The sequence below is a fragment of the Pigmentiphaga sp. genome, from assembly GCF_033795525.1.
GTDB lineage: Bacteria > Pseudomonadota > Gammaproteobacteria > Burkholderiales > Burkholderiaceae_B > Pigmentiphaga.
In genome coordinates, this window is record NZ_JARYGM010000009.1 from 1 (window position 1) to 19,058 (window position 19,058).

Annotated in this window: 18 protein-coding genes; 6 read left to right on the forward strand and 12 right to left on the reverse strand. The window is 64.8% G+C overall.

Annotated features, from left to right (window positions below; translation table 11 throughout):
- On the reverse strand, positions 1–331 hold a 331-nt coding region (locus tag QHC78_RS16950), incomplete at its 3' end, for a hypothetical protein (RefSeq protein ID WP_319746616.1).
- Here QHC78_RS16950 and QHC78_RS21165 point away from each other — a divergent pair.
- On the forward strand, positions 321–722 hold the full coding sequence (locus tag QHC78_RS21165) for an HNH endonuclease (RefSeq protein WP_413816484.1): 402 nt from the start codon (positions 321–323) through the stop codon (positions 720–722). The two genes, QHC78_RS16950 and QHC78_RS21165, sit on opposite strands and share 11 nt — an antisense overlap.
- A gap of 417 nt (positions 723–1,139) precedes the next feature.
- Here QHC78_RS21165 and QHC78_RS16955 read toward each other — a convergent pair whose 3' ends face one another.
- The gene (locus QHC78_RS16955; RefSeq protein ID WP_319746618.1) at positions 1,140–2,540 is read right to left on the reverse strand and encodes a tyrosine-type recombinase/integrase; all 1,401 of its coding nucleotides are present in this window, start codon (positions 2,538–2,540) and stop codon (positions 1,140–1,142) included.
- Positions 2,541–2,837: 297 nt separating this feature from the next.
- On the reverse strand, positions 2,838–3,977 hold the full coding sequence (locus QHC78_RS16960) for a mechanosensitive ion channel family protein (RefSeq protein WP_319746620.1): 1,140 nt from the start codon (positions 3,975–3,977) through the stop codon (positions 2,838–2,840).
- A 229-nt stretch (positions 3,978–4,206) separates the two neighbouring features.
- Here QHC78_RS16960 and QHC78_RS16965 point away from each other — a divergent pair, with 229 nt between their 5' ends.
- The gene (locus QHC78_RS16965) at positions 4,207–5,064 is read left to right on the forward strand and encodes a class I SAM-dependent methyltransferase (protein WP_319746622.1); all 858 of its coding nucleotides are present in this window, start codon (positions 4,207–4,209) and stop codon (positions 5,062–5,064) included.
- 31 nt (positions 5,065–5,095) lie between these two features.
- On the opposite strand, the gene QHC78_RS16970 is transcribed toward QHC78_RS16965, so the two are convergent.
- The gene (locus QHC78_RS16970; protein ID WP_319746624.1) at positions 5,096–5,983 is read right to left on the reverse strand and encodes a LysR substrate-binding domain-containing protein; all 888 of its coding nucleotides are present in this window, start codon (positions 5,981–5,983) and stop codon (positions 5,096–5,098) included.
- A 131-nt stretch (positions 5,984–6,114) separates the two neighbouring features.
- On the opposite strand from QHC78_RS16970, the gene QHC78_RS16975 reads away from it, so the two are divergent.
- Genes QHC78_RS16975 through QHC78_RS16985 form a run of 3 tightly spaced genes read left to right on the forward strand, consistent with a single transcriptional unit; the run spans position 6,115 to position 9,567 of the window.
- Positions 6,115–7,116, forward strand: a complete 1,002-nt coding sequence (locus tag QHC78_RS16975; RefSeq protein WP_319746626.1) for a Bug family tripartite tricarboxylate transporter substrate binding protein — start codon at positions 6,115–6,117, stop codon at positions 7,114–7,116.
- A 13-nt stretch (positions 7,117–7,129) separates the two neighbouring features.
- Positions 7,130–8,350, forward strand: coding sequence for a dipeptidase (locus QHC78_RS16980; protein ID WP_319746628.1), 1,221 nt, complete (start codon positions 7,130–7,132; stop codon positions 8,348–8,350).
- Positions 8,341–9,567, forward strand: coding sequence for an NAD(P)/FAD-dependent oxidoreductase (locus tag QHC78_RS16985; protein ID WP_319746630.1), 1,227 nt, complete (start codon positions 8,341–8,343; stop codon positions 9,565–9,567). Before QHC78_RS16980 ends, QHC78_RS16985 begins: the two co-directional genes overlap by 10 nt.
- Here QHC78_RS16985 and QHC78_RS16990 read toward each other — a convergent pair.
- The 5 genes from QHC78_RS16990 to QHC78_RS17010 all read right to left on the reverse strand — a co-directional run bounded on the left by QHC78_RS16990 (position 9,564) and on the right by QHC78_RS17010 (position 15,167).
- Complete coding sequence (locus QHC78_RS16990) at positions 9,564–9,989, reverse strand: hypothetical protein (RefSeq protein ID WP_319746632.1); 426 nt, start codon at positions 9,987–9,989, stop codon at positions 9,564–9,566. The two genes, QHC78_RS16985 and QHC78_RS16990, sit on opposite strands and share 4 nt — an antisense overlap.
- Positions 9,990–10,038: 49 nt before the next feature.
- Complete coding sequence (locus QHC78_RS16995) at positions 10,039–11,196, reverse strand: DUF1501 domain-containing protein (protein WP_319746634.1); 1,158 nt, start codon at positions 11,194–11,196, stop codon at positions 10,039–10,041.
- A 2-nt stretch (positions 11,197–11,198) separates the two neighbouring features.
- Complete coding sequence (locus QHC78_RS17000) at positions 11,199–12,605, reverse strand: DUF1800 domain-containing protein (protein ID WP_319746636.1); 1,407 nt, start codon at positions 12,603–12,605, stop codon at positions 11,199–11,201.
- 167 nt (positions 12,606–12,772) lie between these two features.
- Positions 12,773–13,540, reverse strand: a complete 768-nt coding sequence (locus tag QHC78_RS17005) for a citryl-CoA lyase (protein ID WP_319746637.1) — start codon at positions 13,538–13,540, stop codon at positions 12,773–12,775.
- Positions 13,541–13,574: 34 nt separating this feature from the next.
- Entirely contained in the window at positions 13,575–15,167 is a 1,593-nt protein-coding gene (locus tag QHC78_RS17010; protein ID WP_319746639.1) for a class I adenylate-forming enzyme family protein, read from the reverse strand.
- Between the two features lie 149 nt (positions 15,168–15,316).
- On the opposite strand from QHC78_RS17010, the gene QHC78_RS17015 reads away from it, so the two are divergent.
- Positions 15,317–16,294 carry a Bug family tripartite tricarboxylate transporter substrate binding protein gene (locus tag QHC78_RS17015; RefSeq protein WP_319746641.1) on the forward strand — a complete coding sequence of 326 codons (978 nt, stop codon included), beginning with the start codon at positions 15,317–15,319 and terminating at the stop codon, positions 16,292–16,294.
- A gap of 10 nt (positions 16,295–16,304) precedes the next feature.
- Here QHC78_RS17015 and QHC78_RS17020 read toward each other — a convergent pair whose 3' ends face one another.
- The 3 genes from QHC78_RS17020 to QHC78_RS17030 are packed head-to-tail and all read right to left on the reverse strand — an operon-like array spanning position 16,305 to position 19,049.
- Positions 16,305–17,276, reverse strand: coding sequence for a Bug family tripartite tricarboxylate transporter substrate binding protein (locus tag QHC78_RS17020; RefSeq protein ID WP_319746643.1), 972 nt, complete (start codon positions 17,274–17,276; stop codon positions 16,305–16,307).
- Positions 17,277–17,317: 41 nt separating this feature from the next.
- The gene (locus QHC78_RS17025; RefSeq protein WP_319746826.1) at positions 17,318–18,256 is read right to left on the reverse strand and encodes an SMP-30/gluconolactonase/LRE family protein; all 939 of its coding nucleotides are present in this window, start codon (positions 18,254–18,256) and stop codon (positions 17,318–17,320) included.
- Positions 18,249–19,049: an SDR family NAD(P)-dependent oxidoreductase gene (locus QHC78_RS17030; protein WP_319746644.1), complete on the reverse strand. Its 801-nt coding sequence runs from the start codon at positions 19,047–19,049 to the stop codon at positions 18,249–18,251. Before QHC78_RS17030 ends, QHC78_RS17025 begins: the two co-directional genes overlap by 8 nt.
- Between the last annotated feature and the right edge of the window lie 9 nt (positions 19,050–19,058).

Consider the following 19,058-nt stretch of genomic DNA (forward strand, 5'->3'; position numbering starts at 1 on the left):
GGCCTGGTGACCGCTTGAATGACAGTCTCGGCGTTCGGAAGCTGTGGCTCTTGGCGGCATGAAACGCACAAATAACCGCTGAAATGAATATTTCAGGGACGACTAAGTAGGCCAGTTCCGAGTATGACACATCGGAGGCACTTTGACATGGTCTGAGCTTCCCCTGAAATATCGCCTTCCATCGGTCGCGTATAAACTCGACGTAAAGGAAGAGAATCACAACCAACCCCAGTCCCTCGGCAACACGGCCGATGCTGTCGACCTCGTCAGCTCGCTTGACGGCCTGCTCCTTGAACTCAGCCGTGTACTCCTGTTTCGGGATGCGCTTCACGTTGTTCTTCCTCTCGTTGTGTCGATCCTACGACGACTACGTTGGAAGACGAAATTCGTGGGGCAGCTCAGTCACCGGCTTGACCCTCGCTGAGGTGCTACGCGCGTCGCATATCAAGCCCTGGGCGGAATGCGAGACCGATGAGGAGCGACTCGACGTATTTAACGGCTTGTTGCTTGCTCCCCATCTCGATGCGCTCTTCGACAAGGGGTTGATCACATTTTCTGACGATGGCCGAATGATCTATTCCAGGCAGTTGGAATATGAGCATAGGCAGCGGTTGGGGCTCGATGACCGGCTACTACGTAATGTTCCATTGTCCGACAGGCATCTCAAGTATCTCGCGTGGCATCGGTCGAAAGTGTTTCGGGGTGACGTCCAGACAGAGTGAGGTCACCGCTCTGTAAGCGGGATCGCCACATCATTGATCTTCTTGTCGTACCCGATCGATTCTAGGGCCTTGAGAAGTACGGGGTTTGACGGGCTCCTGACCCTCACTACCTGGCGAGTATTTTCTGTACGTCGTCCGATGGCCACATCAATCGCCGATTCGGCATCTTTACCGGCCGAATCCCGTTCCAGTTGCCGTTTCGACAATGTGCCGCGACCAGGGATTCCGGCTTAAGGCCAAAAAGCCAGGCGACCTCGGCGGTCGTGAGCCACTTACGGGGAAGTTCAAGCGGGGAATGCGTGGCGGGTGCTTGGTCTGTGTGCTGGACGGAAGTGCGCAACATAGGTACCTCATTCAAGAGGTTCTACGTCTTGCACTCCTGCGCAAGGTAGAACAACGGGTGAATCGTCGCTGCAGCTAGGCGGCAGCTGTTAAGTGTAAGGGAGTCGCCTGATTCTTGGGTGCCTCAGTCTGGGTAGCGGGAGGGTAGATGCCTGCCTCCGTCAGGATCCAGGTTTCGATCTTCGTGTGCCATTGTCGAAGCAGGTCGAGAGGACGACGACGGTAGTGTTTCTCCGCGATGGCGCTGGGTTTGTGCCCTTGAATTTGGGCGATTACACCAGCGGGGGCCTCGACCCATTCGGCGAGGGTACCGAAACTGCGCCGGAGGCCATGCAGCGAAATTGCCGGCAGCCCGCCGATCTTGAGAGCGCGACTATGTGCGTTGCGTGGTTCTTGGATGAACCCACTTGCGGCCGTGCGGCTGGCGAAGACCCACGGCGAGGGCTTCCAGTTTTGCAGGTCATTTTGGATACGCTTGCCGTGGAGAATCCTCCATTCTGGTGGAGGGGTGTCGTTGATCCGCTTGAGCTCTCGGAAAAGCTGGGCAACATAGGGCGTCAGCGGGATTGTGCGCTCGCCTTCCACCTTGTCCCGCAGCGTCAGTCGATTCCATTTGAAATCCACGTCTTCCCAGCGCAGGCTCGCGAGCTCATTCCTACGAGCCCCTGTCAGCAGCAGGGCTTGTAAGTAGGCCGAAATCACGAAGTTGCTGAGCGAGCGAACTGCACTGAACCAATTTGCGAGTTGTTCTCGTTCCAAACAGTCGGTACGGGCCTTGCCTCTGGGTAACGCGCGGGTCAATCCGGTACAGGCGTTTGCGTGTACCTGGTCCTGGTACGCCGGCCGATCCGCGCACCAGGCGATGAACGCTTGCAGCATGGCGAGAGCGCGCTTGGTTGCCTCAGCCCTGATTGCCGCGTTGGCATCCAACCAACGGATCACTTTATCCCGACGGATTTCATTTAACGGCTGCGACAGCAGCTCATGCAGGATGCCGGGCTGGGTCTTGGAGCCCATTCCTGGCCGTCGGCCACGAGTGATCGGTGTCCCGCCGGGGCTTACGGCCCGCCTGTGGTCTTCTGTGTAGCGGGCGGTCCAGTGTGGGGCCCGGGTCTGTACATACTCGTCCCAGGCGACAAGCGCTAGCTGTCGCGCCTGAACTGTCTGTCGGTAGGCCTTTTGTTCGGCGGCGATGCGTTCTGCCTTTTCCTGTCGAGGATCGCGCCCAGCATCTATGATGGCCTTGAGACGACGTGCCTCTTTACGCGCTTCTTCAACGGTCCAGGTCTTGGGGTCGCCGATGCTCATGCGCACGACTTCGCCTGCGAGCTTGCCTTGGAATATGAAGGTCTTGCTGCCGGCGGTCGCGCGCAGTCCGAGTCCTGGCTGTTCCGAGTCTCGTAGGAAGGCCTGTTGTTTGCCGGGCGGACAGGTGAAATCGTCGATACGTTTGGGGGTGAGTCGAACGCGGGACATGGTTCTGTGTACCCTCTGTGTACCCCTAATGTACCCCAAATTGTCCCATTTCGTTCATGTTCGATCAATGTCGATGATGCGGTGTTGCAAATATAAGTCATTGATAAATAACTAATTTATCGATATTTTTCAACGGTCATCAACACCAATCAACGTTCTTATTCTGCCACTTGTAATGAGAAGGTCGAGGGTTCGATTCCTTTCACCGGCACCATGGACCCAAGCACGAAGGCCAGCCCTCAAAAGCTGGCCTTTGTTTTTGCCGGCAGCTGTACGAGTCTGTCGCTGCCTGGCCCTTTATGCGCTCGCCGCCGGCGCCGCTTCCGCGCCCGGCCGCGGGACGGCCGGCAGGGCCGCCGCTTCTGGCAGCGACGCCACGTACAGTGTGCGCGACGGGAAGGCGAACGAGACGCCCAGCTCGTCAAAAGCCTCCATCATGGCAAGATTGATGGCTTGCTGGATGTCCATGTAGAGGTTGTAGCCCGGATCGAGCACGATATAGACGACTTCGAAGTCCAGCGAGCTTTCGCCGAAGCCCTTGAAGTGGGCACGATCGAATCGAGTCTGGTCTTGCTCGCGGATGATCTTCTCGACGATGCCAGGCACTTGCCGCAGCTGCTCGGGCGTGGAGTCGTAGGTCAGGCGGAACTGGAACACGATGCGGCGTTCGCGCAGCCGTTTGTAGTTCTGGATTGTGGCATCGAGCATGCCGGTGTTCGACATGACGATCTGCTCGCCGCTCAGGGCCCGTATGCGCGTGGTTTTCAGGCCGACGTGCTCGACGGTGCCGGCCATGGAGCCGACCACGATGAAATCGCCGACTTCGAAGGGTTTGTCGACCGCGATGGACAGCGATGCGAACAAGTCGCCCAGGATGTTCTGCACGGCCAGGGCGACGGCGATGCCACCCACGCCGAGGCTCGCGACGAAGGCGGTGATGTTGACGCCCATGTTCGAGAGCATCGCCAGCAGCACGATGGTCCAGAGCACCACCTTCGCGGCCCATATCGACAGCGAGGCCATCGCGGTCATCTGCGTGGCTTGGCTGGTGGTGTGCCGGCGGAAGTACGCGCGCAGGCCATGGGTGATCCCGCGATGCGCCCACAATGCCACCTGCAGGATGGCGACGACGAACCAGAGGCTGCTGACGCGACCGCTCCAGCGTTCGGGCAGGTCGAGCACCGTCGCCCCGATGAGCAGCGCGGCCAGGGCGAGCAGGACGTTGCTGGTGGCCGAGACGATATCGGCGATGAGCGCGCTTATGCTGGTGTCCTGCATCTGGGTCAGGGCTTGCAGGCGTCGCCTGACGAAGCGGATGGCCAGGCGCGCCACCACGAACACGACAACGGCGACGATTGCCGCCAGTACCCAATTGGCCAGCGGGATGCCGAGAAACCGGATTTCGCCGAAGAAAGCGCCGAAGGGCGTGTCGGACATGCAGATCCTCCTTTTGGTATAGCCATAGGTAGACAGGCCGCGCGCCGCCGAGTAGCCGAGGCCTCTTTATAGGGTAACAGCCGTTCCTGTAGGCTGTAGCCCCGTTAACGTAACAACCGCGTATTTCAGCGGTTCGGCAAGTGCCGCGGGGCGCTACACTGAAGCGTCGCGGCAGGGCCCGGAGCGCCCGTTATGGCGCGCCCGCGGCGCCGAAGAGGAGGGGAAGAGGGTGGACCAGACGACAGGACAGCCAGACAGTACGGCCATACGCGTGGCCTTGTGGCGTGCCTTGCATCTCAAAGTCGACCGGCCGCCGCATGTGCTGGCCGACGACGTGGGCGTGAAGCTGGTGGCTCCGGAGCCCGGCTGGCAAAGCCGTCCCGATATGCACCCTGAAGGGACGCGGCTGTTTCGCGCGTCTATTCTCGCTCGCGCCCGTTTCGTCGAGGATCTGGTCATTGAGCAGACGGCACGCGGTGTGGATCAATACGTACTTCTCGGCGCCGGCCTGGACAGCTTCGCCCAACGCCGGCCGGAGATGGCGGGACGACTCACGGTATTCGAGGTCGACCAGCCGGGCCCGCAGGCATGGAAGCGCGAACGGCTGCAGGCGCTCGGCCTGGGTATCCCGGATTGGCTGCGCTTCGCGCCGGTCGATTTCGAGAAAGGGGGCTCCTGGCGGGAGGCGTTGCTGGCCGCCGGTTTCGACGCCCGCAAGCCGGCGGTGATCGCCTCGACCGGCGTCAGCATGTACTTGACCCGGGGTGCGGTATTGGCCATGTTGCGCGACGCGGCGAGCCTGGCGCCCGGCTCCACCTTGGCCATGACTTTCCTGCTTCCGCTCGAATTGGCAGACCCCGAGGTGCGGCCCGGATTCGAGATGGCCGCACGGGGCGCGCGCGCCAGCGGGACGCCTTTCCTGAGTTTCTTTACGGCGGCGGAAATGCTCGCCGCGGCACGGGACGCCGGTTTCAAGGATGCCCGGCACGTCTCCGGCGAGGACCTCGCCCGGCGTTATTTCGCGGGCAGGACGGACGGCTTGCGCCCGCCCAGGAGCGGCGAGGAATTACTGGTCGCTTCCAACTGACGCCTTCCCGGCCCCCGATTTGGGCAGGGCGCTAGTCGTAGTCCTTCAGAAACTTGGCAACTAGGCGCACGAACGCCTGCGTGACGAGCGAGCGCGGTTTGCCCGCCGGAAACAGCATGGCGAAATCATTGAAGAACGCTGGCTCGAACCGGCGTGCGACCAGGCCGCGGCCGGAGAAGTCATGGGCCGTGACGGGATCGACAATGCTGTAGCCCACGCCTTCGGTCACGAACGCACACATCGACGCGAACAGCGGCGTCTCGACCTTGATGGACAGGGTGGCGCCGTTTTCGGCGAACAACTCTTGCAGGCGCTGCGTACGGATGTGGTCGCGCGGCGCGGTCACGATGGGCTGTCCGCTCAAATCGGCCGGACGTATCACCTCGTTGCGAGCCAGCGGATGCTGCGCCGGCACGACGCAGACGCAGCGCAGGCGCAGCTTTTCGGCGTCCACCCAGCCAGGATCGTACGCCGTCTCGGAAAATCCGATGTCGAACTGCTGCGTGGTGACCAGGGTCACCACCGTGGGCGAGCTGCGTGCCTGCAACGTGACGTGGACATCGGGATAGTCCCGTATGAAATGCGCAGCGACGCGCGGCAGGAACTCGAGCGCCAACATCGGGAGCGCGGCGATCCGCAGGCTGCCCGCCTTTGCATCGCGGATGTCGGCCGCGAGCTGCTCTATGCTGCCCAGCCCCTGTAGCCCGGCCACTACCGCGCCGTGGAGATACTTGGCCTCATCGGTGGGCTGCAGGCGGCTCTTCTCGCGTACGAACAGGCTGAAGCCGAGGTCGGACTCCAGCCCCGCGATCAGGGTGCTGATAGCGGGCTGCGACAGCCCGAGCCGGACGGCAGCACCTGTCACGGTCCCCGCGACCATTACTGCGTGGAAAGCCTCGAGCTGACGCACTTTGAACATGGCGGGATGGGTATATGAGATTTTTATAGGTTCAGAAAAAAACAGGATTGGATCGGGTATCTCGGCGTCGGTATGCTGGGGACAGCAGCGCATCCACGGAAATGATAGTGCTCGAAACCGGGGGAAGGATCATGAAACATGCAACAGCGTGGAGCTTGAAGTTCTCTCTGGAGGTATCGATGGCCGCTGTCCTGGCGGGCGGGCTGGCCTTCGCGCCCGGCGCGGGCGCGGTCGACGACTACCCCAGCCGGCCGATCCGCATGTTGGTCGGATTCTCCGCCGGCGGCGCCACAGACCTGTCCGCGCGCATGATCGCCCAGCACTTGTCCGAGCGACTCGGGCAATCGGTCATCGTGGAGAACCGTCCCGGCGCCGGTGGCAGCATCGCGGCCAGTGCCGTGGCCAAGGCGCCCGCCGACGGCTACACCATCCTGTACACCTCGGCGGCCCATGCTATCAACGCTGCGCTCTACAAGTCTCTGCCCTTCGATCCCGTGGCCGACTTCCAGCCCATCACCACGGTGACCACCACGCTCAACGCGCTGATCGTCCACCCATCCCTGCCCGTGCGTGGCGCAGCTGAGTTCATCGCGTACGCAAAGGCGAACCCGGGAGGGGTCACCATGGCTTCGACCGGCATCGGTTCGTCCAGCCATATGGCGCAGGTCTTGTTCACCAGCATGGCGGGCATCAAGGTGAATCACGTGCCCTACAAGGGTACGGGCGAAGCCATTCGCGATATCGCTTCGGGAGAGGTCAAAGCGTCCATCGACGCGGTTACCGCCTACCTGCCCTACCTGAGAAACGGCAATCTCAAGGTGGTCTGCCTGGGCGACGTCCGGCACAGCGCGCTGCTGCCCGATGCGCCGACCTGCGACGAAACGGGTCTGCCAGGCTACGCGGTCAGGAGCTGGCAAGGCGTGCTCACGACGGCCGATGTCCCGCGCAGTATCGTGGATCGGCTCAACCGCGAGATCAACGCGATCCTGAAATCTCCCGAGACGATCCGGCAGATGCAGGCAGCGGGCGCCCGTCCGCTGGGCGGCACGCCGGAGGAGTACGCGGCGATCATCAAGCAGGACATCACGAAGCTGAAGGAGCTGGTTTCCTTGGCCGGCATCCAACCGCAATGACACGGGGGCACCCATGAACAGACCGACTCCCACGGCGGCGCAGGCAGAGGAGACCGCCCGCCGCATTCACGCCGAACACATCGTCATCGATTCGCTTGCGCCCAGCTTCGTTGACGAATGGGCGCTGACGCCTGCCATGCTCGAGGTCGGCAAGGCCGTGCAGGCTCAGGGCGGCTCGCGCCCCGCGATCAAGAAGGCCATGGCCGAACACCTCATCGCCCAGTGCGCGCACGATGCGGAAACACGCGAAACCTATCTTTCGTACTGGCGGCGCTCGGGTGTCACGGCATGCAACTACACTCTCTACGCATCGGGTCCGCCCGACACCGCCCTGGATGCGACCATCGCCAGCGCGCGGCGCGCCGAAACCCTCATGGCCGCGCTGGGCGGACAGGTGACGCTGGCCACCGATGCCTCGCAACTCGAGGCCGCGCATCGCGACGGCCGCCACGCGGTCATGTACAACCTGCAGAATGCCGAACCGGTCGGGGCCGACCTCGACCGGGTGGAAGTCCTGCACGGACTGGGCGTGCGTAGCATGCAGCTCACCTACAACCTGCGTACACGCTTCGGCGATGGCTGCCTGGAGACGAACGACGGCGGTCTCAGCCGCTTCGGCGCAGCGCTGATCGAAAAGATGAATGCGCAGCGCATGATGGTCGACCTCTCGCACGCCAGCGCGAACACCGCACGCGATGCCGTTGCCGCGTCCAAGGCGCCGGTCGTGGCTACCCATACCGCCGCCCGCGCGCTGAGCGGACATCCCCGCGGTCTGCCCGACGATGTCCTGAAGGGCATTGCCGATAGCGGAGGCTACGCCGGCGTGGTGACGCTGCCGGCCTTCATCTTGCCTGCCGAGGGCGACGGCCGCGCCGAGAAGTACGGCAAGCCGCCCACCTGGGCCACGCTCGACACCGTCGTCGACCACCTCCAGCACCTGGTCGACGTGATGGGCGAAGACCATGTCGGCATCGGCACCGATTGGGGCAAGCCCTACTACAACGCGCTGGCCTGGACGCCGTCGATGATCAGGCCCGAGAGCGGCAGTTTCAACTGGGTGGGTTGGCGTCCGCAGGACCGCTTCGACCCGAACGCCCAGACCCTGGACATGGAAACCTGGGACAAGTGGCCTAACCTGACCGCGGCCATGCTGCGCCGGGGTATGGCTGAATCCACCGTCGTCAAGATCGTCGGCGCGAACTACTTGCGCGTGTTCCGCGAGATATGCGGATAGCAGCTGCCGCATCGCCTGGCCCGGAACAGCGCATCGCGGTGGTAGGTGCCGGCATCGTCGGCGCTTGTATCGCTTATGCCTTGCGCCGTCGTGGCGCCGACGTCGTGCTGATCGACCGTGACGAACCGGGCCGCGGCTGCAGCTTCGGCAACCTGGGCGCGATCAGCATGAGCTCTGTCGCCCCGCTGGCCATGCCCGGCGTTCTGGCTTCGCTACCGAGCATGCTGCGCGATCCCGAAAGCCCGCTCTTCCTGCCTCTTGCCTACCTGCCTCGTGCACTACCCTGGCTGCTCCGGTTCCTGGCGTCGGCCCGCGCCGCGAAGATCGCGGAAGCGTCGTGCACGCTGGCGCGCCTGCACGCTGGCGCCGTCAGGGCGCACCAAGCCCTTGCTCGCGAGGTCGGTGTCCCGGAGCTTATTCTGCAGCGTGGCCAGCTGCATCTCTACCCTGACAGCCGTGCCCATGCCAAGGATGATGCCGCGTGGCGGTTGCGTGCTTCGCACGGCCTCCCCTTCACGCTGCTCGACCGCCCGGGCATCCTGGAACTGGAACCGCATGTGGGTGAGCGCTATAAGGTCGGCGTGTTTTTGCCCAACGATGGCACCATCCTCAATCCGCTGCGCTACGTCCAAGCCATCGTGCGCGCGTTCGCCACCTGCGGTGGCGAGGTCCGGCGCGACGAGGTGCGCATGCTCAAGCGCGGGGGGGAAGGCTGGGAGCTGATTTCCGGGCGCGGCAGCGAACGGTTTTCCAGGATAGTGGTGGCGGCCGGCGCGTGGTCGGCACGCCTGCTGGATCCGCTCGGGGTACGGCTGCCGCTGGAGAGCCAGCGCGGCTACCATGCGCAGTTCACGGGCTGCGCCGGATTGGTATCCCGTTCAGTGGTTCTGGCCGACCGGAAGATATTCCTCGCTCCCATGGAGGACGGGCTGCGAGTGGGCGGCACGGTGGAAATCGCGGGCCTCGAGCGCCCCCCGGATATGCGCCGCGCCAGCCTGCTCGAACACATAGTTCGTGCAAGCTTCGACGGGCTGCATGCCGCGACGGCGACGTACTGGATGGGCCATCGGCCCTGCATGCCCGACTCGATACCCGTCATCGGACCGGCAGCTGTGCCGGGACTTTGGCTGGCTGTCGGCCACGGCCATCTCGGCATGACCGACTCGGCCAATACCGCGCAGCGGATCGCGGATGGCATGCTGGGCCCGCTCGCCTAGACACGGGGGCGATTGTTTGACCGGCCCGTCGCGCGCGGCTTGGGCTCTACGCCCACGCGCGGATCGCCGGCCAGCACGAGTTCCGCCACCCGGGCCGCGATCGTTTCGAATGCCGCGTCGTCCTGGGGCAGGTAGAGCCACTTGGGCAGCACGGGGTGGGGCCGCAGGGCCGGCATTTCCTGCCTCAGCGATGCGTGGTGGTCGTGGGACGTACATACCAGCAGGCCATTCCACGGGTCGCCCCGGTCGGCTGCCACCAGGCACAGCCGCCCTTCTAGATACGCTGCCTGGCAGCCGAACATGGGCTTGAGCAGGTAGCTCGGGTTCCGCTCCAGGGGATCGAAGATCCACAGGAGCGTATTGCGCCTGGATGCGGCTTGCCTCTTGGGCGGCGCGAAGGGCATGGAGCGGTCGTTCGGCATGGCAGGAATCCGGGCGGAAGATCCCGATTCTATCCTTCGGCATACCGGCTCACGCTTTCAGCAGCCGGGGAAGCCGGTCTTCCGCCGCTATTCCGGGGAAAAGCGTGCGCGAGGCTTGCTGCGCCTCCAGGCCATAGCATTCGGCGGCTGCGTGAGCGATCAGCGTATGCAGGCCGAGGGTGGGGCGCAGGTCCCTGGCCTCGCGAAGATTTGCCTTGTCCAGTCCCGGCCAATCGGCGATGATCCGGCCCCCTTGTACCGCGCCGCCTATCAGCATGGCAGCCGAGCCCGTGCCATGGTCGGTGCCGCCGGTTCCGTTCGCGGCCGCGGTGCGGCCGAATTCGGTCGCCACCAGGATGACGGTCTGGTTCCATGCCGCGCCGAGATGCTCCTTCAACGCCGCGATCAGCGTATCGAGATTTTTCAGTTGCGCCGCGAGGCGGGCGTTCTGCCCGGCATGCGTATCCCAGCCTCCCGTCTCTATCATCGCAACGCGGGGTCCGTCGGGACGCGCAAGGAAAGTGGCGGCGAGCTTGCCGAGTTCGGCCGGGTTCTGGCGTGCCTTGGTCTCGCCGGCCATGTCGCGCGCCTGCATGGCGGCGGTCCATAGCTTGTGCAGTTGCGTGTCCGACTCGTATAGCGCCTCTACGCGCAGCAACAGGTCATCGGGAGGTGGCGGCAGGGCCGAGGGCGCGTAGGATGCGACCCGGCCCTGGCCGCGCAGCGCGAGGGGAACGGTTGGCGCCAGGGCGACCGCTTCGGCATCCTGTTTGGGAAGCAGGCCAAGCAGCCGGTTCAACCATCCGTCCTTGCGCTGGTAGGGGCGGCTGCCTCCGGTTTCCAGCACATTCTGCCCGTCGAAATGGGAACGTTCGCGGTAGGGAGACGCCACGGCATGCACGAACAGCGCTTCACCGCTCTGGTAGAGGCCGGCAGTCGAAGCCAGCGAGGCGTGCAACGCAAAGGTGCCGTCCAGCTTGGTGGCGGAATCCGCCGCGATCGCCAGTTCACGGCGTAGCGAGGCATAGGCCGGGTCGGCATAGGGGATGACCGTGTTCAAGCCATCTGCCGCGCCGCGTTGGATGATGAAGATGAAACGCCGGTCGGTCTGCGCCCGCGCGAAGACCATGCGCGGCGCGAGCAGGGCGGCCGCGGCGCCCAAGGACGCCTGTTGCAGCCAGCGGCGCCGGGAATATACGAAGGTCATTCCTACCTCCTGAGGAAGTCGGGGGATACGAGCAGCAGCGCCATGGCCGTCGTCCCGGATTCGGCGCGTCCCAGTGCCGTGGCGGTTGCTTCGCTCAGCGTGCCGGGAAGCAGCTGCGGAGCCAGGCGGCGGGCGTCGATACCGGTTTCCGCCTGGCTGGCCAATCGTCCGGCAAGCTCTACCCGGCGCATGAGCGCATCGGGCGCGGCCCAGCTGGCGGCAATGTCGTCGTAGCCGGCCGGCGAGCCCGGCCGCCACAGCGGCTGGCCCAACTGTTGCATCAAAGCCGGCATCCTCAGGCCATGCAGGTCGGTCCTGCCCAGCCCGCGCAGCGAAGAAATCATCCATTCCCAAGGCGTCTTGAACTTGGCGGCCTCCGGGCGCCAGGCCTCGGGCGATTCGACCAGTGCCCGATAGACGGGGACCAGTTCCCCATCATGGTCCAGATAGGCCCGGGCCAGGCGTTCCACCATCGCGGGTGGCGGATTGTCGCCGGCAAAGTGCCGGGCCAGTTTGGTGGCCACGTGGCGGGCCGTGGCGGGCGAGCGGGCCAGGTCCTGGAGGACGGCGGCTGCCTGCCGTTGACCCGCTTGGTCGTAACGGCGGCCCATGATTTTCCGGCTGCCGGGCTCGTGGCGGTCGGCATGGAAGGCGTAGCCCGTGTCTTCGTTCAGCGCCACCCCCGGCTTTGCGGTGTCAGGCGCGCCCATGCCGGCCACCGACCACCCGGTCAGGGCCCGCGCGAGTTCCGTGACGTCGGCCTGGCTGTAGCCGCTGCGCACGCCCAGCGTGTGCAGCTCCATGATTTCACGGGCGAGGTTCTCGTTCAGCCCGCGCTGCTGCCCGGGGTTGCGGCGGGCGTTCCTGGCCGCCACCTTGCTATTCGGACCCATAGAGGTATTCTGGTTCAGGAACAGCAACATTGCCGGATGGCGTTCCACGGCCAGCAGCATATCCTCGAAACGGCCCAGGACATGGGGCCGGATGGCATCGGCTTCGAAGCTGCCGGCCAGCATCGATACGGCCGGGTTATCGGCCGAGATGGCGAAGTGGTTGGACCAGAAGTGCACCAGCCGCTCGACAAAAGGCGCACGCGCCTCCAGGGCTGATAACGTCCGCATGTCTATGGCGTCCAGATAGCGCTGGCGCTGCGCTTTGCGCAAGGCTTCGCGCGCCGCGGGCTGAGCGTCCTGGCTGGTAGTCCGGAGTTCCCGTTGCCGGGGAACGTATTCGCCGATGATGCGGCCGCTGGGCGGCTGCGCCCTCCAGGGGCCGGGACGCGCGTCATACTGATCGAATTGCGCGAACAGCCAGTCTTTCGAGGCGGCAGGCGGCGGCTCGGACGGCCGCGCGCCCAAGCCAAAACGATTCAAGGCGATGCCGGGCATCGCGGCGTCATGCGAAGCCATGCTTACTCCTGTTGCTTGGCTTATTAGACCCGCGGCAAGGCAAACTTTCCGCTACGGCACGCGGCAGGCTGTAAGCGCGTGTAAGGCTGCCTCCCGCCTCCCGTTAGTGCGGACGGCCGGGCGGCAGGCGTGCGACCGGCCGCTTGCTCCGCTCGCCAACGGTGCGCTCAGCGCAGGTGCGCGGTTGCCTGCTCTTCCACCATGGCTTTGATGTCGCGCGCCATGGGGTTGCGGAGTTCTTCCAGCACGTGCGCCACCAGCCCGATCGCGCGCGACATCACGCCTATGCCGCGGACGACTTTCCAGGGGATGCCCAGCTCGCTGGCCACGGCGGCGATGGCACCGGTTGCGTTCACAGGCAGGTTCTTGCCCAGCCTCGCGGTCGCGGTATCGGCCACGGCTTTCATCAGGGCGACGTAGGGGCCGTCGTAGCCATTCTCGGCAGCGATCTCGAATAGGCGCGGCGCACGCGGGTCCTGCGGCTTGTGGATGTGGTGGCCGATGCCGGGAATTGTGCGCTTGGCGTGGTCGTCGACGATGCGGTCGGCCAGGGCCTGGATGTCGCCAGGGGAGGACGGATCCGGAATGGCTTCCTGCAGGATGCGCGCGGCGTTTTCCATGCTGCCGACGAAGACGCTGCCCAGCCCGCTCAGGCCCGCGGCGACGGCGGCCTGCATGGCTTCGGGGGCGCCGGACAGGGTCATGCGGGTGACGATGGCGCTGGGCGTCATGCCATGTTCGACCAGGATGACCGCCAGGGCATTGAAGACTCGCGATTCGCGCTCGTTGGGCAGGCGGTCGGTCAGTTCCAGGAAGGCCATGTCGCCGAGCGAGACCTTGCCCATGACGTCCTGGCACAGGTCCAGGCCCTTGATGGTGATCGTCTTCTCGGTGCTCCAGCAGATGTCGGTCCTGAGGGGTTTGCGTGCGGCCATGGCGGTGTTCTCCGGATATCGTTGCGTCGATCGTTCAAGCCTGCAGGTCGATCGTGGCGGCCTTGACGCGCGGGTCGTCCCGCAGCAGGTTCTTGGCGATCTTGTGCGTGGGGGTGTGGGGCAGTTCGGGTATCAGGGCCACGTAGCGCGGCACCTTGATCGCGGCCAGCCGCTCGCGGCACCAGCCGGCGATGTCGGCGGCGGCCAATGCGGCGCCCGGGCGCGGCGCGACCACGACCAGGATTTCGTCTTCGCCCAGTTCGGAGGGCACGGCCAGCGCGGCGCTTTCGAACACCGACGGGTGTTCGTTGATTACCATTTCCAGTTCGGCGGCGGCGATGTTTTCGCCGCGCCTGCGGATGATGTCTTTCTTGCGCGAGATATGGAAGAAAAAGCCGTCGGCATCGCGCCGCACCAGGTCGCCGGTCTTGAGCCATTCGCCTTCGAACGCCTGGGCGGTCTGTTCGGGGTCGCGGAAATAGCCTTGCATGACGATGGGCGTGGCGACCCAGAGTTCCCCGACTTCATCCACGCCCACATCGTTGCCGGCATCGTCGACCACGCGGCATCGCGCCCATGGACGCGATGGATCCGGATGCGAGGCGACCACGCCCATGCTGCCGACCTTGTCGGGGCCATCGTAGGGATTGCAGGTCACGCCAGGGATCTCGGTCATGCCGAAGCCGGAGAACAGATGGGCAATGCCGAATTCCTCGCGGAACACCGGCGCGGACTTCTTGCGTATGCCGTAGACCACGCGCAACCGGTGGTCCGGCCGGTACTCGCTGCGGTCGCGGGCCACCAGGATGGTGCCGATGGCCTCGATGATGTTGACCACGGTAGCGCCATGGTCCGCCGCCGTATGCCAGAAGGAGGAGGCGGAAAACCGCGGCACGACGATCAGGCTGGCGCCCGAGGCCAGCGCACCGCCCACGGAGTAGAACAGGGCGTTCATGTGGAAAAAAGGCAGGATGACCATGATGCGGTCCTGCGGCTGCAGATGGACACGTTCGACGTTGGCTTCGCCCGCCGTCACCAGGTTGAACTGGCTATGCATGACGCCCTTGGGAAAACCCGTGGTGCCCGAGGTATAGATGATGACGCAGGTATCGGCCGGACTGCCGGGCGCGGGCAATGCCTGCAGGGCCGCCGCCGCCATGGCCGCGATCATGGATGCGGGATCATCGGCAGGGCCATCGGTGGTCATCACCCAGGCCGGAGCGGGAAGCGTTGCGGCGATCGGCTCGACACGGTCCTTCAGCTGCTGTGCGACCAATACGCCGTGTACCTCGGCATGCCGCAGCGCATAGTCCATTTCGCGCGGGCCGAATTCGGGGTTGACCGGCACCATGATGGCGCCTAGACGGGACAGGGCGAACAAGGCGAGCACGTGCGCCTTGTCGTTGCGGCCCACCACCGCCACGCGCATGCCGTGGCCTATTCCGCGCGCGGCCAGGGCGCGCGCCAGCCGTTCGTAGCGCACGCCGAACTCGCGCCAGGTCCAGCGCGTGCCGTCCTGCACCAGGAACAGCTCTTCCGCGCGCACTTCGCAGCGGCTTTGGAAAGCATCGTGCAAAGTCCCGTCGTGGGGCCGATAGCTGTTCAAAACCTCGAGCGGAGCTTTCATGATTGCGCTATTTACTTGCCGGGTCTGGTGGCGCACAATTGTGCCCAGGAAAAGTTGTTTTCGTCCACTATTTGGATGTAATCGTCCACTATTTTGGATTTTTTGGCTTTTCAATCGAGGCGGCAGGCAGCCGCTCACCAGGAGACGAGATGAAAACCCTCATTGCCGCGGCGTGCCTGGCCGGGTTGGCGTGGCCGCTTCACGCCGCACCGGCCGACAACTATCCCGATCGCCCCATACGCATCGTGGTGCCCTTTGCCGCCGGCGGCGGAGGCGATTTCATTGCCCGTGCGTTTGCCGACAAGCTTTCGGCCACGCTCAAGCAGCCCGTCATCATCGACAACCGGGGCGGCGGCAATACCGTTACCGGCACCGAGGCGGTGGCCAAGGCGGACCCGGACGGCTACACATTGTTGATCGCCAGTCCGGCGCTGGCCACCAACCCCACGCTGCTGCCCAGCCTGCCCTACAAGACGCCCGACGATTTTGCGCCGGTGGGTTTGGTCATCACTTATGCGATGGGGCTGGCGGCGCGATCGTCGCTGCCGGTCAACGACATTCCCCAATTGCTCGAGCTGGCGCGCAAGCAGCCGGGAAAGGTGAGCATTGCCACGTCGGGGGAAGGGTCCGCCACGCATTTGGCGATGGTGTTGTTTCGCGAGGCGACGCAGGCAAACCTGCTCGAGGTTCCCTATCGCGGCGCGGGTCCGGCGATGCTGGCGGTGGCCAGTGGACAGGTCGATCTCGCTTTCACCGGGTTGTCGCAAATAAAGCCGCATCTGGACAGCGGCCGCGCCAAGCTGGTGGCGACGTCGGGCTTGCGGCGACTGCAGTCGGCGCCGGACGTCAAGACCATCGACGAGCAAGGGGTGAAGAATTTCGAGGCGGTGGTCTGGTGGGGCGTTCTCGCACCGGCCGGTACGCCCCGGCCTATCATTGACAAGATCAATGGCGCATTGCGCACCAGCTTGGCTGATCCGGAAGTAGCCAAGCGGCTCGAGGTCATCGATGGCGAAGTGCGGGTGTCGTCTCCGGAAGAATTCGACAATTTTCTCCGCGAAGAGATCACCCGCTGGAGCAAGCTGCTCAAGCCTTCGGCCTCGAATGCCCGAAGCGGTCCGGCCTGAGGCTTGCCGATTACTCGTTTGCCGTAATCCCTTCGGCGCGTATCAGGTCGCCCCACTTCTTGGTGTCCTCGGCGATCATGTCGCCGAACTCCTGCGGCGTCGTGGGGGAGAGTTCCACGCCGCTCGCATCGGCATAGGCCTTGAGTTCGGGCGAAGACATCACCTTTTGCACCGCGGCGTTCAGCGAGGCGATCTTGTCGGCAGGTGTGTTCTTCGGGGCGAACAGGCCATACCAGTTGTTGGCATAGACGTTGGGCACGCCCAGTTCGTCGAAGGTCGGCACGTCGGGCAGCAGCCTCGAGCGCTTGGGCGCGGCGATGGCCAGCGCCTTGACCTTGCCCGCCTTGATGTTGGACATCAGGCCCGATATGTCGCCGATGAAACCGTCCACCTGTCCACCGATGGTATCGGTGATGGCGGGCGCGGCGCCCTTGTAGGGAACGTGCAGGACATTGGCCTGGGTGGACAGCTTCAGTTGCACGATGGCCATGTGCGGCATGCTGCCCACGCCGGACGAAGCCATGGTGACGCCCTTCTGGGACTTGGCACGCGCGACGAAGTCCTTGGCCGTCTTGCTGGGGCTGCCCGGTCCGACGATCAGCACTTCGGGTGTGGAGACCAGCAGCGACACCGGGGCGAAGTCCTTGGCGGGGTCGTAGATCAGCTTGGGGTAAAGGGCCGGGTTGATCGAGATCGCGCCTACGGAGCTGAGGAACAGCGTCTGCCCATCGGGGCGGGCGCGGGCGACCTGGCTGGCCGCGATGGCGCCGTTGCCGCCGGGCTTGTTCTCGACGACCACGGTCTGCTTGAGCTCCTTCTCCAGCTGCGTAGCCACGACGCGCGCCAGCGAGTCGGCCGGCCCGCCCGGCGGGAAGGCGACGACGAGGCTGGTGACGGACTGGGCCTGAGCGCCAAACGCGGCCAGGCCGAGGAGGGCCGCCGCGAGCGGGCCCATGATGCGGAATCGGTTCGGATGGAACATGGTGTTCTCCTTTATCGTTTTGAAGATCCGGGCACCGGCGTTCAACCGCCGGCCGCGCCCTGGGTATTGACGAACAATGAATAAATCGACGTGCACGACGCCATGAACAGGCGGTTGCGGTGCTTGCCGCCGAAGCAGAGGTTGGCGCAGCGTTCGGGCAGCGCGATGCGGCCCAGCAGCTCGCCATGGGGTGAATAGATACGCACGCCGTCGAGTTCGGGCGTGCCCATGCCCCAGCCGCACCACAGGTTGCCTTCCACGTCGACACGGAAGCCATCGGGTGTGCCTTCGCCGGCATCGAACAGCACGCGCTGGGGGCCCAGGCTGCGGCCTTCATCGGCCACGTCGAATACCAGCACATTGCGCGGGCGGGAGCGCGATTCGATGACGTAGAGGCGTTTTTCGTCGGGCGAGAATGCCAGGCCGTTGGGACCATTGACGGTGTCGCACACCAGTGCGATTTCGCCGCTGTCCGGATCGATCCGGTAGATGGCGGCCGGCAGTTCCTGTTCCGCCTTTTCGCCCTGGTAGTAGCCGATGATGCCGAAGGGCGGGTCGGTGAACCAGATCGAGCCGTCGGACTTGACCACCACGTCGTTGGGAGAGTTCAGGCGTTTGCCGCGGTAGCGCTCGGCCAGCACGGTAATGCGGCCGTCGTGCTCGGTGCGGGTCACCCGGCGCCCCTGGTGTTCGCAGGTAATCAGCCGCCCCTGGCGATCGCGGGTATTGCCGTTCGCGTGTCCCGACACGGGCCGCCAGACATGGGTCTGGCCGGTGATTTCGTCCCAGCGCATGATGCGGTCGTTGGGCACGTCGCTCCAGAGCAGGTAGCGGCCATCGCCGAACCATACCGGGCCTTCGGCCCAGCGGCATCCGGTCGCCAGGCGTTCGACCGCCGCCAGCGGCAGCACGAGCTTTTCGAAGCGCGGGTCCAGCGCGATGACGGCGGGATCCGGGTAGCGGGTAGGTGCGTCAGTCACAGCGAGCACTCATGCCTCCATCGACGACGATCTCGGCCGCGGTGATGAACCGGGCCTCGTTCGATGCCAGGAACAGCGCGGCGTTGGCCGTATCGATGCCGTCGCCCATGAAGGGCAGCGGGATGCGTGCCTGGCGCTGCGCCAGGAGTTTATCGACGTCGCCGCCTGCGCGCTGGCCGGCCAGCCGCACCTCGACCATAGGCGTGTGCATCTGGCCGGGGATGACGGTATTGCAGCGGATGTTCTTCTTGGCGTATTCGAGCGCGACCACGCGCGACAACTGGATCACGCCGGCCTTGGCACTGGAATAGCCGACCTGGGCCGAGCCGGTCCAGCGTATGCCCGAGGTCGAGGCGATGTTGACGATCGCGCCGCCTCCCTGTTCCTCCATCACCGGCAGCACATGGCGGCAGCACAGGTAGACGCTCTTGAGGTTGAAGTCGATTTGCGCGTCCCAGGCCGCCTCGTCCAGGTCGACCGGGCCGCCCTTGCGGGAGCCGCCCACGTTGTTGACCAGGATGTCCACGCCGCCCCAGGTATCGACGCATGCGCGCACCATGTCGCGCACGGCGTCCGAAGACGTCACGTCCGCGCGCCAGATGGCGATTTCCCCGCCGATCTCGCGCACGCGCGACACGGTTTCTTCCATGGCGGCCGGGTCCAGGTCCACGGCGAAAACCCGCGCGCCTTCCTGGGCGAACCGGTACGCGATCGCGCGGCCGTTGCCCCAGCCGGGGCCCACGCTCCCGGCACCGGTCACGATTGCAATCTTGCCTTCCAATCGGCCTGTCATAGTCTGTCC

Coding starts and splice junctions, on each gene's coding strand:
- QHC78_RS17000 (WP_319746636.1), bottom strand. CDS start 12,605: ATGGCTTCGCATGACGCCGCGATGCCCGGCATCGCCTTGAATCGTTTT.
- QHC78_RS17005 (WP_319746637.1), bottom strand. CDS start 13,540: ATGGCCGCACGCAAACCCCTCAGGACCGACATCTGCTGGAGCACCGAG.
- QHC78_RS16990 (WP_319746632.1), bottom strand. CDS start 9,989: ATGCCGAACGACCGCTCCATGCCCTTCGCGCCGCCCAAGAGGCAAGCC.
- QHC78_RS16995 (WP_319746634.1), bottom strand. CDS start 11,196: ATGACCTTCGTATATTCCCGGCGCCGCTGGCTGCAACAGGCGTCCTTG.
- QHC78_RS17010 (WP_319746639.1), bottom strand. CDS start 15,167: ATGAAAGCTCCGCTCGAGGTTTTGAACAGCTATCGGCCCCACGACGGG.
- QHC78_RS16960 (WP_319746620.1), bottom strand. CDS start 3,977: ATGTCCGACACGCCCTTCGGCGCTTTCTTCGGCGAAATCCGGTTTCTC.
- QHC78_RS17015 (WP_319746641.1), top strand. CDS start 15,317: ATGAAAACCCTCATTGCCGCGGCGTGCCTGGCCGGGTTGGCGTGGCCG.
- QHC78_RS17020 (WP_319746643.1), bottom strand. CDS start 17,276: ATGTTCCATCCGAACCGATTCCGCATCATGGGCCCGCTCGCGGCGGCC.
- QHC78_RS16985 (WP_319746630.1), top strand. CDS start 8,341: ATGCGGATAGCAGCTGCCGCATCGCCTGGCCCGGAACAGCGCATCGCG.
- QHC78_RS17030 (WP_319746644.1), bottom strand. CDS start 19,049: ATGACAGGCCGATTGGAAGGCAAGATTGCAATCGTGACCGGTGCCGGG.
- QHC78_RS21165 (WP_413816484.1), top strand. CDS start 321: ATGCGCTTCACGTTGTTCTTCCTCTCGTTGTGTCGATCCTACGACGAC.
- QHC78_RS16970 (WP_319746624.1), bottom strand. CDS start 5,983: ATGTTCAAAGTGCGTCAGCTCGAGGCTTTCCACGCAGTAATGGTCGCG.
- QHC78_RS16975 (WP_319746626.1), top strand. CDS start 6,115: ATGAAACATGCAACAGCGTGGAGCTTGAAGTTCTCTCTGGAGGTATCG.
- QHC78_RS16955 (WP_319746618.1), bottom strand. CDS start 2,540: ATGTCCCGCGTTCGACTCACCCCCAAACGTATCGACGATTTCACCTGT.
- QHC78_RS16980 (WP_319746628.1), top strand. CDS start 7,130: ATGAACAGACCGACTCCCACGGCGGCGCAGGCAGAGGAGACCGCCCGC.